The organism is Fructobacillus tropaeoli (genome assembly GCF_016860625.1).
Lineage (GTDB): Bacteria > Bacillota > Bacilli > Lactobacillales > Lactobacillaceae > Fructobacillus > Fructobacillus tropaeoli.
Window position 1 is genome coordinate 394,233 of record NZ_BOJU01000001.1, and the last position, 13,653, is coordinate 407,885.

General features: G+C 47.3%; 9 protein-coding genes. 1 reads left to right on the top strand and 8 read right to left on the bottom strand.

Features of this window, described 5'->3' with window-relative positions; translation table 11 throughout:
* Positions 1 to 76: 76 nt before the first annotated feature.
* The 8 genes from FT12353_RS01895 to recX form a co-directional block, all read right to left on the bottom strand.
* Complete coding sequence (locus tag FT12353_RS01895) at positions 77 to 886, bottom strand: NAD kinase (protein WP_203617678.1); 810 nt, start codon at positions 884 to 886, stop codon at positions 77 to 79.
* 63 nt (positions 887 to 949) lie between these two features.
* Complete coding sequence (locus tag FT12353_RS01900; protein WP_203617680.1) at positions 950 to 1,525, bottom strand: GTP pyrophosphokinase; 576 nt, start codon at positions 1,523 to 1,525, stop codon at positions 950 to 952.
* A gap of 140 nt (positions 1,526 to 1,665) precedes the next feature.
* Positions 1,666 to 2,646 carry an ROK family glucokinase gene (locus tag FT12353_RS01905; RefSeq protein WP_203617688.1) on the bottom strand — a complete coding sequence of 327 codons (981 nt, stop codon included), beginning with the start codon at positions 2,644 to 2,646 and terminating at the stop codon, positions 1,666 to 1,668.
* Between the two features lie 190 nt (positions 2,647 to 2,836).
* The gene (locus tag FT12353_RS01910; protein ID WP_203617690.1) at positions 2,837 to 3,082 is read right to left on the bottom strand and encodes a YqgQ family protein; all 246 of its coding nucleotides are present in this window, start codon (positions 3,080 to 3,082) and stop codon (positions 2,837 to 2,839) included.
* A gap of 97 nt (positions 3,083 to 3,179) precedes the next feature.
* Positions 3,180 to 7,190, bottom strand: a complete 4,011-nt coding sequence (gene addA, locus FT12353_RS01915; protein WP_203617699.1) for a helicase-exonuclease AddAB subunit AddA — start codon at positions 7,188 to 7,190, stop codon at positions 3,180 to 3,182.
* A complete protein-coding gene (locus FT12353_RS01920; RefSeq protein WP_203617706.1) occupies positions 7,183 to 10,770 on the bottom strand; it encodes a PD-(D/E)XK nuclease family protein in 3,588 nt (1,195 codons plus the stop codon). The genes addA and FT12353_RS01920 overlap by 8 nt, the downstream gene beginning before the upstream one ends.
* 73 nt (positions 10,771 to 10,843) lie before the next feature.
* A complete protein-coding gene (ntdP, locus tag FT12353_RS01925; RefSeq protein WP_047975116.1) occupies positions 10,844 to 11,413 on the bottom strand; it encodes a nucleoside tri-diphosphate phosphatase in 570 nt (189 codons plus the stop codon).
* 241 nt (positions 11,414 to 11,654) lie between these two features.
* On the bottom strand, positions 11,655 to 12,455 hold the full coding sequence (recX, locus tag FT12353_RS01930) for a recombination regulator RecX (protein ID WP_203617708.1): 801 nt from the start codon (positions 12,453 to 12,455) through the stop codon (positions 11,655 to 11,657).
* Positions 12,456 to 12,672: 217 nt separating this feature from the next.
* On the opposite strand from recX, the gene FT12353_RS01935 reads away from it, so the two are divergent.
* A complete protein-coding gene (locus FT12353_RS01935) occupies positions 12,673 to 13,632 on the top strand; it encodes a Dyp-type peroxidase (RefSeq protein ID WP_168778144.1) in 960 nt (319 codons plus the stop codon).
* Positions 13,633 to 13,653 lie beyond the last annotated feature (21 nt).

Here is a 13,653-nt window from a genome sequence, read left to right on the forward strand (position 1 = left end):
TGCCGGCTGACTGACCGGCTCCTTTCAATTCCATGCAAAAGCGGTGTCTTTGTTCGACCAGACACCGCCCTGCCACTTATTCAACGTCTTCTTCGCTACTATCAGCGATAAAGGCCTGCTTCACCCGACTCCAAAAATCTAAATGACGGAAGGAGGCAAAATGAACTTCCTTTTCGGCAACCTCAAATTCAACGGCCTCAATGCCCTCGGCCAATATCTCTAACTGGTCGCAGGTCAACAAAAAGGCCTTGGTTTTTGGCCGAATAGTAATCTTCTGCCCGGCTGAAACAACTAATGGCGAGCCCAACGTTCGAAAGACCCGGTTATTAATCGACGCAATTTCAGACATTTGGATTGCCTTTAATGACGGGTGTAAGACCGCCCCGCCGTTAGCCTTGTTATAGGCAGTCGATCCAGTCGGCGTTGCAATCGCCACACCGTCACCCCGAAAGCCTTCAAAGCGCCGGCCACTTAAGCAAATATCAGCAACCATTGTACCAACTGGCTGCTTAATCGTCCCCTCATTCAAGGCCAAGTACTCCTGCCTAGCGCCATCAGAAGTGACAGTCGTCATCTTCAGCAAGGGGTACGAAACGCGCTGACCTTTGTCATGAACTAGACTGTTCACCAGTTCCTTAACCTCGCTGCCCAGCCAATCGGTATAAAAGCCCAAATGGCCGGTATGTAAACCAACGAAACGTAAATCATCATTACCATCGATATATTCATGAAAGGCTCCCAAGAGGGTGCCATCACCACCAACGGAAATCACTAAATCGGGGTTCTCCCGGTCCAAGGCAATTCCCTGGGCTTTCAATTCTTTCTTCAGGTCGGCCACAATGGCAAGCGACTGGGCCTGATCATTATTGTATAAGGCGACTTTCATGCCTACTCCTCTAAGATCTTTTTTCTGCTTGCTAATCAAAAGGCCGGCCTAAGCCGGCACTTCTTAATCCTTTGCCTTAATCTCTGAAAATACTTGTTCCAGTGAAAAGGTCTGATTGGAAATTTCCGTTAATTCTTCAGCCATTTCCGGTGAAATTTCACCATGCTTATAGCGCAAATCGTGTTCGATTGTTGCCCAGAAGTTCATGGCCAAGGTCCTGATTTGAATTTCTGCTAAGACCTTGTGTTCCCCATCCAATAAGGAAACGGGGTACTCAATCACCATATGGTATGATCGGTAGCCCGAAGGCTTAGCATTCATTACATAATCACGTTCTTCCAAAATGGTAAAATCAGTCCGCTTGCGTAAAAGTTCCACAACCGCATAAATATCTTCAATATATTTGGTCATAATTCGCAAACCAGCAATATCTTGCAAATCGAGGGCCAGACGGTCTTCATGCAAGTGCCGACGCACAATTTTTTCTTCAATTGACGCCTGGGACTTTACCCGGCCCGTAACATATTCAACCGGCGTTGGCTCCCCGCCCTTTTGGTACTGTGCGCTGAGATAATTCAACTTCACTTTTAGCTCTGCGACGGCCTGGGTGTATGGTTCAAAAAAACTTTCCCACTCCACTACTCGGTCCTCCTTGAAACGTTGGCAATTTACTTGCCAAGATCACTTCCTATTCTACCATAAGTTTCACGGCCCCTTGAGATAATAAAAAACAAACAACCGGTCAGTTGTTTGTTTTCTGTTGGATATTTAATCATTAATTAAAGCAAAACATCTTGTCTGTTCTTGTTAGCCAATGAAGCAGCGCCAATAACACCAGCATCATTACCCAATTCAGCCAACTTAACAACTGTTGAAGTTCGAACAGTTGGGAAGGCAAACCTTGTCCAGTTCTTTTCAACACGTTCGCGCAAGAATTCACCTGCAGCGGCGACACCACCACCGATAACGATGGCTGATGGGTTTAAGATGTTTGAAATTGTAGCGGCTGCGTAGCCCAAGTAGTAAGCCAACTTATCAACCGTTTCGTTAGCTAAATAGTCGCCTTCTTTGGCCAAGTCAAAGATAATTTTTGAAGTAACTTCTTCACCGTTGTCAATCATGCGGTTCAACTTTGATTCACCAGCATATTGTTCAGCAAAGTCCTGTGCCAAATGAACAACACCAGTTGCAGAAGCATATTGCTCCAAGCAACCATGGTTACCACAAGTACACAAGTAACCATTTGGTTCAACGATGATGTGGCCAACTTCACCACCAGCACCGGCAATCCCATGAATCAATTCATGGTTGGCAACCAAACCACCACCAACACCAGTTCCCAAAGTAATGAAGGAAACATCGGCATCGTTGTTACCAGCACCCTTCCAAGCTTCACCTAGGGCAGCAACGTTAGCATCGTTATCAATTGTTAAGTCAAAACCAGTTCCAGCTTGGATTGGGTCCTTAACAGCTTGCTCTTGTGCCCAGTTCAAGTTGTAGGCACCCTTAACAGTTCCTTCTTCACGGTTAACTGTTCCAGGAGTTCCCATACCAATCCCAATCACGCGACTCTTGTCCAATTGGTACAAGTCCAAGTGATGGTTAATTGATTCAATAATATCAGGGACGATATGCTTACCATCTTCCAAAATGTTGGTCTGAATGGACCACTTTTGTTGGACTTCACCTTCGTCAGTCAAAATCGCAAACTTAATAGTAGTTCCACCGAGGTCAACCCCGATTAATTTATCTTTTGCCATGATTTACTGTAGCTCTGCCGCAGTGGCCTGACAGAACATTCCTCCTGTGTCTTAGATTACTCATTTATTTTAACAAAGGTTGTCTACTTTATGCAAGCGTTTACAAAAAACAGCATAAGTTATTTTTTAAACAATATTATTCTGATTGTCCAATCAATCCTACTAAGAAAAAATTAGACGGGTCCAAAGCTTATTGCACACTACTTGCGGCTAAAAAGTCCGGACCGGAATAATCACCGGTCAACGTTGCCTCTTGGTCATGCTCCTTGGCCAAGATAACTTTCATTTTTTTATAGTCCTCTTTTGAAATTACATCGGCCTTGTAGAGGTTATCGACTTCCAAGGCGGCCATTTCAATGTCCCAAAGGCGCTTCCCTAAATGAATAAAGACGTCATAAGTTTTTAAGTACTGTAAAATATCGTAAAAATTTTTCATCAAAATTCCCCGTTTCATGCAGACCTGATTTTTGGTCCTAACAAACAGTCGGCGAAACCCACCTGACTTGCCTGCCATTATACGCTGGCAAAGCCGATTACGAAAGTCCCGCCGGCCGACTAGCCGAAATTTCAAGCGTTCTATGACCAGCCAAAAGAATCAAAAGTCCATTTTGTACCTGGTAGCCCGGATATTCCTGCTGCAAAGCCGTCTGGTAGAGACGAATTTGCCCGGTATACTGGTGACGAATTTTGGCCAACCCCTCATTTTGCTTTGGTCCTGGCGTCTTCGCCACATAATCCGTCTTGTAATCAAAGAGCGTAATCGTTTTTTGCTGGTCATCAATAAAGTAACCGTCAATAATTCCGTGAATTAAAATTGGTTCCGTCTCGGTTAAATCAGGATAGACCTGGTTGGCGGGCACCAGCATTGAAAACGGATTTTCCCGGTGCAATGTCTTAGAATGGTGGGCAATCGTTTGCGCCATGTCTGTTTGTAAGAAATCTAAAATCTGGTCCAAGTCAACCAGGGTCGCCACTTGGTCCAAAACCTTTCCATCGGCCACCAAGCTAGCCAACAGTTCTTCAAGATCAGCCAGCGTATATGGCTGGTTAAAGTCAATCAACTGTAAAATCAGGTGAGTCGCCGTCCCAACAGCAGTTGGTGCCGGCTTGGCTTGACCGTCTTCCTCAAAGGCTGGTACCGGCAAGGTATCGGTCGTGAGCACATGAGCCGTCGGGTCCAGGACACGCTGGTCAGGACGGTGGCTGGCGCTAGCCTTGGTTGCTGGGTGAGCCGAGGAGTATGACTTGTCCTGACTGCTGTTATTGTTCGAGCCAGCACCGTCTTGAGCTTGTTGCCTACTATCAGCAGCCGGCTGGTGCGAATTTTCTCTACCTTCAGTTTCAACAGAATGACCCGACCACGACATTTGATGGCCAGCCTGGTCCAAGGTCAGTTTCGCCAATTGACTTTGGTCCGGATCCTCAAAAAGGCTCTTAATTTCAGATACCGATTGATAGGCAGCCGTTTGGGTCGCTGGCCAGTTAGGATATTGGTAATTCAAGCGGCCACGCAGGCGGTTGATGTCAATCGTTTGCTTTGACGTGACGGAGCCGGCCACTGGTTCTTCAACTAGTGTTGCAGCTGATTTCACCGTCAAAGGGCCAACTTCCTCTTCCGGAATAACTGTGACTTGAATCACGCCGGTCTGTGGCGTCTGAGTCGATGGCACCCGCGGCGTCTGAACCTCGCCCAACCACTCGGTCAGTGCTGGCACCTTCAATCGAGCCAGAGTAATCAACGTCCAATCCAAGTATGACTTAGACCGAAGACGCAAGTCGCGCCCTAAGAACTGCCCCACCGTTGACCGCGCCTCCAGATAAAGCGCCCGTGGCCGGGCACTTTCATCCTCTTGCTTAGCAACGGTACCGACCAGATAGAGTTGTTGCTTGGCCCGGGTCAAGGCCACGTAGTAAAGGCGCATTTCTTCCGACCAAGCCTGCCGCTGCAAGGCTTCCTTGACGGCATACTTTGCCATTGTCGCCACCTTAACTTTGGCATTTGGTTCCAAGTAATCAACACCGACACCGGCGTCCTTTTGCACTAAGAAATCGCCCTGCATGTCGCGGGCGTTCAAATCTTTTTCCAACTCCGGCAAGATGACGATTGGAAATTCCAGCCCTTTGGAAGCGTGAATGGTCATCAAGGCCACACTTTCCTCGGCCGATTCCTGGGCCACCTCACCCACTTCCTGACCATTCTTTTGAATCTCTTCGATATATTGAATGAAAGCGTACAGCCCTGATTGGCCATTTTCCTGAAAGGCACCGGCCTTTTCATACAGAGCATGCAAATTAGCCTGACGCTGGTTGCCGCCAGGCAGGCCGCCAGCATAATCCAGCCAACCCGTATCCTGATAAATCGCCAAAACTAAACCAACCAAATCATTTTGACGGGCCAACGATTGCCAGGCGCCAAGCATTTCTAAGAACCTTTGGCTACGGGCATGGTCCTTGGCATCCGCCACCACGGCGGTATAGAAGTCATGACGGCGGTCGGCCAAGCGAATTTCCGCCAAATCATTTTCATCAAAGGCAAAAATCGGTGACCGCAAGACGGCCGCAAGCGGTATGTCCTGATGGGGATTGTCGACAATTCGCAAGAGATCAAGGACTACGTACACTTCCATAACCTGGTAGTAGTTGCCAACCCCGTCCGATTGGACTGGGATGCCAGCCTGATTGAGCGTGCGGAGCAATTCGACATAGCCGGTCTTGGACCGGGTAAGAATCGCAATATCGGAAAACTTGACCGGGCGCATCAAACCCGCTTTTTGGTCATAGACTTCCCCCTTTTGAATCAGCCCCTGAATTTTTTGTGCTAAGTAGCGGTACTGGCTGGCCCTCTTTTCGTTATTATCGGCTTCTGCACCCGCCTGATTTTCACTACTTTCATTAGTCGCAAAGGCTGACTTTTCCTTATCCGCCTGTTCGATAATATCGAGATGAAAGACCGATGGCACCATCTCCGGATAAGACGCCGCCGCAATCAACTTGGCGGAATCCTGGTAGGGAATATCCCCCAGCTCTTCATCCATCAATTGGGTAAAAATCTGGTTAATCACCGTCGTCACGTTATTTTCTGACCGAAAATTTTCAGCCAATTCAATTCGTTCATCAGGGCTGTCCTCCCTGGCAAAGTCAAAGTATTTGCCGGTAAAGAGCGACGGATCCGCCTGACGGAAACCGTAAATACTCTGCTTGACATCCCCCACCATATACATATTTTCGCCGTTTGAAAGGCTTTTCAAGAAAGTTTCCTGGAGGCGGTTAATATCCTGATATTCATCGACCAGAATTTCTTGAAATTGGCTCTGTACCAAGTTCAACACGTCCTCCTGCTGCAAAATCAGCAAGGACAACTGCTCGGCATCCGAAAAGTCCAACAGGTTTTCTTCCCGCTTCTTAGCAGCAAAAGCATTCAAGAACGCCTGCGTCACTGTTACCAGCGTGCCTACCAACTGGTTCCCGGCCGCATTAACCTGCTGCCACTGGTTCTCCGTCAAAGCAAAAATGGTTTGATTCAAGTGGACGACCGCTCCAATCCGACCAGACTTGGCAAAGAAGGTGCTAAAGCCAGCCCGAGCGGCATCTAAGAGCGACGCCAAATCCGGGTCTTCCTTAAAAACCTTGGCCGTCTTCGCCTGTGGGATTTTACCCCAGTCGGAGGCAATCAAACCCCGCAAGGTATCAAAAGATTGGTGGTCGGTTAGCGCCTGCCGGACTTGATGGACTTTTTCCAAAGTTTCCTGGACAAAATTGGTCGTCTTGTTTAACTCGCTAACGCCCTCGATATCCTGCAAAATTCCGGTGAAAACCTGGTCCGCCTGGTTAAAGGTCGCCAAAATTTTTGGTGCTAAAAACTTTTGAAAATTATTCTGGTCAACTAGGGCTGACGTGGCCATCGCTTTCGAGTCTGTGTCAGTCATCGAGGCTGGCGCTTGTTCAGCCAAAGAAGCCAGCCACTCCGGACCATCAGGCCGGGCTAGGGCAAAATCTGCCAGTTTTAGGACTTTTTCCTTCAGATTCTGATCCTGATTTGGATTAGCAAAGTTATTGACTAAGGCGAGAAAGGCCTCATGGTCGGGATGACTTTGATCATAAAAGTCAGCAAAGACCGCCTCAATTACCCGGTCTTTTAGCAGGTTTAATTCCGCCTGGTCGGCTAGCAACCGGTAGCTGGGGTCAAGACCAATTTTATAGTAGTACGTATCAATTAATTTCAATGCAAAGGAGTCGATGGTCGACACATTTGCAACAGGCAAGAGTGCCAGCTGGTCCAGCAAGAAGCGTTTTTGCTTGTTATCTGTCGCCTGGCCAATCTGCTCCGTAATCGCCACTTCCAGCCGTTCCTTCATTTCCGCAGCAGCAGCGTTGGTAAAGGTCACGATTAGAAATTCATCTACACTGGCACCGGCTAAAATTTTGCGGACCAAGCGTTCAATCAGGACTGTCGTCTTCCCGGAACCGGCCGAAGCCGCCACTAGGATATTATGACCGCTATGGCTAATCGCCTTTTTTTGATTTTCGGTGTACTGTCTAGCCATTTTCACCATCCTCTTCTGCTTGTAACTGTTTGATGACTTCTTTCTTTCGGCCGGTATACTTTGGCACCTGGTAACGGTCGCCTAAGACCTTGTCAAAGCGCATGACGTCCTTATAGGCGGAATATTGCAGGGCACTTTCAACCGGTCGAATGGGGAACTGTCCGGCCTGAATCTTCTCGGCCGCTTCCTGCAGTAGTTCCTGATTTTTCTTAGCCAAGAGAGCAAAATCAGCATCGGTAATCGTTTCCGACGTTGCCGTTGGCTGCCCATCCTTTGACATCGTTAACTGATAGTAGCGCGCCTTTTCCTTTGGTGCCAGTCGTTCTAATTCATCTAGGTAATCGGGATTATCCAGTGCTAAGCCTCGGTACTGAAAGCTCTGACTAGTGGCTTTACCAGCCAATAACTCATCCACGTCACCGCGAAATTTAGCCAGTGGAATCACTTCTTGCTGGATTGGGGCAAAGAAGGCTCCACCAACGCTTTGCACTCCCAACTGCTTGGCGTTTTCCTGAACAGCCTGCCAGTATGTCAGCAACTGAAGCTGCAGGCCATTGGCCGCATCGCGATAACTAAAAGTTTTCCCGGATGTCTTGTAATCGACCAGAGTGGCAAAGACCCCTGCTGGGTCCTGGCGGTCTAACCGATCAATCTTTCCACGGACGATGACCTCCCGGTCACCCTCACCCAAACTCAAGGGCATCAAGTCGCCCTGAGGAAAGCCAAAGAGCGTTTCAACCCGGTCTGGGGCAGACTGGTTCGTTTGAGCCGCCTGCGTTAGGTGTTTGAGCAATTCCTGGGCAACCTGGTCCAAATACTGGGCCACCGTCTTGCCTTTACCATTCTCATTTAATTCAGCAAATTGTGGTTCCTGGACCAACTGAGCTAATTCATCTTGAACGACCGTCTTAATCTCTGCTGACGTGAGGTCACGGAGGGTTTCCTTCTTTTCAATCAAGTTGCCAACCGCCTTTTCAAAGAGGTCATGATAAATAATTCCCGTTGAAGCGGCATCTAGCTCGGCACTTGGCCGCTCCTGTAGACGCAGTCCGTACTTCAGGAAGTACTCATAGGGATTTCGATAGAAAGCTTCAATTTGTGAAATGGAGACCCGCAGTGGCCGCTGGAATAGCTCCTTGGCCAAATTAGGGGTCAAAATTCGAGCCTGATTTTGATAGTGGCGACTCGACAGCACTCTGTCCACCTGGCCGTCCAAGCCAGCATCTGCCAAGGCATCTCGGACCGCTTGAAAATCAGTTCCTTGATCAGCTAAATCGTTCATTTTAGCCAATTGCGACAGCGTTGCAGCTGGTGTTCCCAAGTAATGCGCTGTTAAATCAGCCAAGTTTTTAGCCTGTCCTGCCACCGGTTGAACCGGTACCAAGAAGAAATTCAACAAGCGGCTGTAGTAAGGCGACATCTCGTTTTGCTTGCCTTCCTGATTTAACAGTGGATAGGACAAAACAACCTTTGATGAAGCAGCCTGCAAAGCCCCATAAAAGACCAAGTTTTCTTCGGACATCTGTGCCGCTGCGGTTTGTCGCAAATAGCGCGGCGTCTCCTGCTCGGCCAATGCCGGCTGCACGAGCAGGCGGTCTTGGTCCGTCAAAACGGTATTATTCTTAACCTGCGCTGGCAAGGCCGACCGGGTTCCACCGATAAAGTACAAGACTCGGTACTTTTGGCTTTGCACAATTCCAGCTTCTGAAATGGTTAACTGGTCCAACTGGTTAGGGATACCCGTAAACTTACCTCCGGCAAACCCTGATTGTAGGGCCGCCAAAAAGACCTGGCGGTCAAAGTCTTGATTACCGGCCACTTGGACCACTTGGTCCAAAATATTAATAAAGAGTTGCCAAACTTCCATGACCTGTTGTGCCTTCACCAGGTCGCCAGCTTCCACCAGGGCATCTCGGTGGTTGATAATCGCTTTTTTAACCTGAAACTGGTCCAGGTAAGCCATCAAAAACCGGGCACCGTCGCTTAACGTTTTCGCCTGCTTTAACCCCTGGTTCATGGCATCAAGGGCTTCCACCACAAAACCCTTCAGAAGGTTCAGGCGGCGATTAACCCGCTGATCTTGGTCGAAGCCAGGCCGATCTGGTTCACCGTTATCCTCGAACAGGATAAACTGCGCCTGCCGGTCATGCCATTTTCGTGCAGAAGGGCGGTGGCCGGCCAAGTAATTATCAAGGTAGGCCACGGTTTCAAAATAAATATCATCATTAATCAACTGGCCGTCTTGGCTAGGCCGTAAGAAACCGGTTTTCAAAATTGTCAGAATATTTTCTGGATAAAATGCCTGGTTAGTAGGACCAAGCAGCTTCGTTACCAACTCCACCAAGGGATGGTTGCCCATCTTAATGTCATTATCCAAGAAGTAAGCCAGGTCAAACTGGTTCATCACCGCCGGTAAGTGCTTACTATAAGGACCAAGGTCACGGGCTAAGACTAAGATATCCCGTAGGCGAAGGTCGGGTTGATTCTGTAGGTCCTGGCGAATCCGCCGAGCTACCTCTTCTAATTCCGTCACGGTATTATCCGCCACAAAAGCTTGTAAATCAGGTTCGATTTGTTGGCCTTTTGGCTCTTGGTAGGAACCTAACTTGGCCCAGGCCGGTAATAGAATTTCCTTTGTGGTTTTATTTTGTTGTTTTAAATCAGTAGCAGGCTCATTTTTGTCAGCCGGCGCACTAATGGTCTCGAACGGGTGATCTTGTCGGCCGTCCAAAACAGTAACATCAGTTTCCTTGTATCGGGCCCGTTTGATAATGGTCAAGGCCGTTGTCAGCGGTTTGGCATAAACATCTCCCGATTCAAAAGTGGTCAACTGGTCTTTGTCACCCAAGATAGCCAAGGTCAAATCAGTTTTTTCAATCAAAAAGTTCACGACCGACCATTCACCAGCCGTAAAGCCTGTAAACCCTTCAAGGTAGATGACAGTATTACTTAAGTCCAAGTTCTCGCTTTGCTCAACAAAATAAGGCAGAGCTTCTTGGGCCAACAAATAGCGTTCCACCAAGGCCTCATTGAAGGCGTCCGCTACGACTGCCAAATCCCGGAGCTTCTGACTTAAAGTCTTGGTCTGCAGGGGATTTTTTTGCCCACTTTCCTGAACCTGATCCAAAATAGCCAACAAGTCCTGGGGGCTGATTTCTGCGCCGCGCAACTCAGCTAACTGACTAACCAAATTTTGTACAAAGCCTTTCTTAGCCTGCATTCTGGCAAAGGTTGGCAAAAGACTGGCATTTTCTTTTAAGATTTGGGAAACCAGCACAAAGAGGCCGGCCTCTCCCAACACAGGTGGCTGAACCTTTCCTTCGGCCTGCAAGAAACGCCAGGCTAACCGGGTCAACGAGTAAACCTGAACCTGTGATTGCGCAAAAACTTGGTCCGCCGAATAGCCCTGAGCCCGAGCCAACCGTTTTAAGACGTCAACTTCCGCATCAAACTTCACGTGATTAGGCACCACGTAGTAAATATCACGCCGGTCCTCATGGACCAGCTGGTTGTGAATTTGTTCAACCAGTTGTTGCCGACTGTCTACTTCACCTGGTGTTAATAAAATCGTAACCGCCATGTCATCCCCTAGTCTTTTTTAGTTATGTTTATTATACAAAAAAAGAACACGTTTCCGTGTCCTTCTAACTTAGTCAACGACGATCTTTTAACCGCTGTTGCATCAAATATTGGTAACGAGAATACCAAACATCGACGTACCCCTGCGAAAAAGGTCCTTTTTCGTTATTAATCCAGTCAACCAAAATCTTAACGTGTGCCTTTAAAATTTGATCAACTTCTTTAGGGTAATGCCATTGTTTACTGTGGGCCGCATACTCATCCGCATCTAAGAGATGTTTTTCCCCATCCGGGAAAACCTTAACGTCCAAATCATAATCGATATACTTGAGCGCTTCTTTATCCAAAGTGTATGGTGAGGCTAAATTACAGTAGTAAGATATCCCGTTATCGCGAATCATCGCGACGATGTTAAACCAGTACTTCTTATGGAAGTACAAGATAGCCGGTTCGCGTGTCACCCAGCGCCGACCGTTATCTTCTGTCACCAAAGTATGGTCATTTAGACCAATAATGGCATTTTCACTGGTTTTCAACACCATCGTGTCACGCCAGGTTCGATGCAGCGAGCCGTCATGCTTATAGCTTTTGATCGTGATGACATCCCCTTCGCGCGGTCCGCGACTTGGCTTATCAACAATCATGCTCGTCCCACTTTTCTGACAAAAATTCCTTTTCAATTATACCATAATTTTAAAATCAGTTGGCTAATATGGTCAATTTTCTCTAGAAAAGACGGACATCAAAGGAGCATAGCCGGTTTATTATGCCACGCTAAAATCAGTTGAAACGCATGCAGCTAGCCTAACATTTCACTTCAAAGATTTATTAAAACTTAGGACAGCTGGTTCTCCTCAAATCAATCAAAAGCACACAGCTGGCCAGTTATTCCTCGTCAAAATCAATTGTTTCTAAGGCCTGGTCAATGATCTCACCACGGTACCCCTTAGCATAGAGACCTTGTTTCACCTTATAAAATCGGTCTTTGGCAGCCAGACGCTGATGATGGCGAGCAAGTTTTTCTGCCTGCTTGTTAGCATTCTCTTGCTCATCGTCTTCATCATTTGCGATATCTAAATCATTGATGACCTGACTGGCCAGGTCATAGGAAAAGCCCTTTTGCACCAAGGCCTGCGCAACCTTTTGTTGGCGAATCACCGTTGAATCGCGTCGATGAGTCCGCGCTAATTTTTCCGCCATCTTTGTGGCAACTAAGACCTGGTCCTCTTCTGCAAAGCCTAAAATAGCATTTTCGATGATTTCTTCTTGGACACCGGCCTGCTTCAAGTCCTGTGCAATCCCCCGAGGTCCCTTGGGATTAAAGACTTGTTTCGTGGCGACATAGTGTTTAGCATAAACAGCATCATCTAACAGGCCCTGCTGGCGCAAATGGTTGATGACTTGGTCAATAACCCCCTCTTCCACCTTCTTTTGCTTCAGGCGGTCTTTGACCTGGCGAACGGTGCGTAAGGCGGGGCTTAAATAGTTCAGCGCAATTTTTAGACCCTGATCAACCTTCTCCGCCTGCTTTAGTTCTTCAATCATGGCGTCATCAAGTTGGCGGCCTTTCAAAAGACCAAACTTTGCCAAAACGTTTTCGGACACCCCAAAAGCAAAGTGCCCGTCCAATTCGATACTATAGCGGCCATCCCGCTTTTGTGTCGCAATTTTCGTAATTGTTTTCATAGGCCTATTTTACGAATTTTCAACTAAAAACGCCAGTTGTGTAAAACCAACTACCACCTACTTTAATATGAATAATAACAGCACAATGCCAAGTATTTTTAGCTGATTTTTTATTAGAAAATATCCAAATAAATTAGAACAAATCTTATTTATAGTATTTCAAGAAAAAGAGCGGTACAATGAAAAAAGTAAAATTAGGAAATGAGGAATTACGACAATGCCAATTAATCCGAAAGTCGCTCAAGATGTTTGGAAGGACATCGGACAAAGCGTTCAGTTTACCGTATTAAAATTTAAGGACCTGCCACAATCTGACCTGCATGATGCCATCGTCGATTTTGCGGATCGGTCACAAGCCATCATTCGTTCGCTACGAATCCGCGATGGTCAAAATGATGGTTCTCCTTCAACTTTGAAGGTTGCTATCGGCTTCTCCAACCATGCTTGGGAACTACTATTTCCAAAGTCTGCCAAGCCAAAGGAACTTGAAACCTTTACCGGTATGAAGGGACCAAAATATGGCATGCCCGCCACTGAAGGCGACATTTTCTTCCATATTCGTGCTAACAACCAGGCCATTGTCGTTGAAGCTCAAACTCAATTCATGAAGTTCTTAAAGGACTTTACCGAAGTTGTTGATTCAACTCAGGGCTTCCGCTACTTCGAGGGTCGTGCTATTATCGGCTTCATCGATGGCACCGAGGCACCTGCACCAGAAGATTCAGCCGACTACGCCCTTATCGGCGATGAAGATGCCGCCTTTGAAAATGGTTCTTACGCCTTTGCACAAAAGTGGCGTCACAACATGGACTTCTGGAACAAAATGAAGACCGAGCACCAGGAAAAGGCTGTTGGGCGCGAAAAGTTTTCTGATTTGGAATTAGAAGACGACGAGAAGTATGAAAATGCCCATAACGTTGCTTCTAAGTATGAGCCAAATGGCGTTGAGCAGAAGATTATCCGCATGAACGTTCCTTACTCTGACCCTGCTACTGGAAACACCGGAACCTACTTCATGGGTTACGCCCGTCATTGGGAAGTCACCAAGGGCATGTTACAAAACATGGTTGATAAATCCGACTTCCTGTTGACCTTCTCTGAACTTTTGTCCGGTCAACTTTTCTTCATCCCATCCCGCGATACATTAGCACAAATTGCCGATGGCGACTTTGACTAAATATAGCAATAATAAAAAGGC

Coding starts and splice junctions, on each gene's coding strand:
- recX (WP_203617708.1), bottom strand. CDS start 12,455: ATGAAAACAATTACGAAAATTGCGACACAAAAGCGGGATGGCCGCTAT.
- FT12353_RS01895 (WP_203617678.1), bottom strand. CDS start 886: ATGAAAGTCGCCTTATACAATAATGATCAGGCCCAGTCGCTTGCCATT.
- FT12353_RS01905 (WP_203617688.1), bottom strand. CDS start 2,646: ATGGCAAAAGATAAATTAATCGGGGTTGACCTCGGTGGAACTACTATT.
- addA (WP_203617699.1), bottom strand. CDS start 7,190: ATGGCTAGACAGTACACCGAAAATCAAAAAAAGGCGATTAGCCATAGC.
- FT12353_RS01920 (WP_203617706.1), bottom strand. CDS start 10,770: ATGGCGGTTACGATTTTATTAACACCAGGTGAAGTAGACAGTCGGCAA.
- FT12353_RS01935 (WP_168778144.1), top strand. CDS start 12,673: ATGCCAATTAATCCGAAAGTCGCTCAAGATGTTTGGAAGGACATCGGA.
- FT12353_RS01910 (WP_203617690.1), bottom strand. CDS start 3,082: ATGAAAAATTTTTACGATATTTTACAGTACTTAAAAACTTATGACGTC.
- ntdP (WP_047975116.1), bottom strand. CDS start 11,413: ATGATTGTTGATAAGCCAAGTCGCGGACCGCGCGAAGGGGATGTCATC.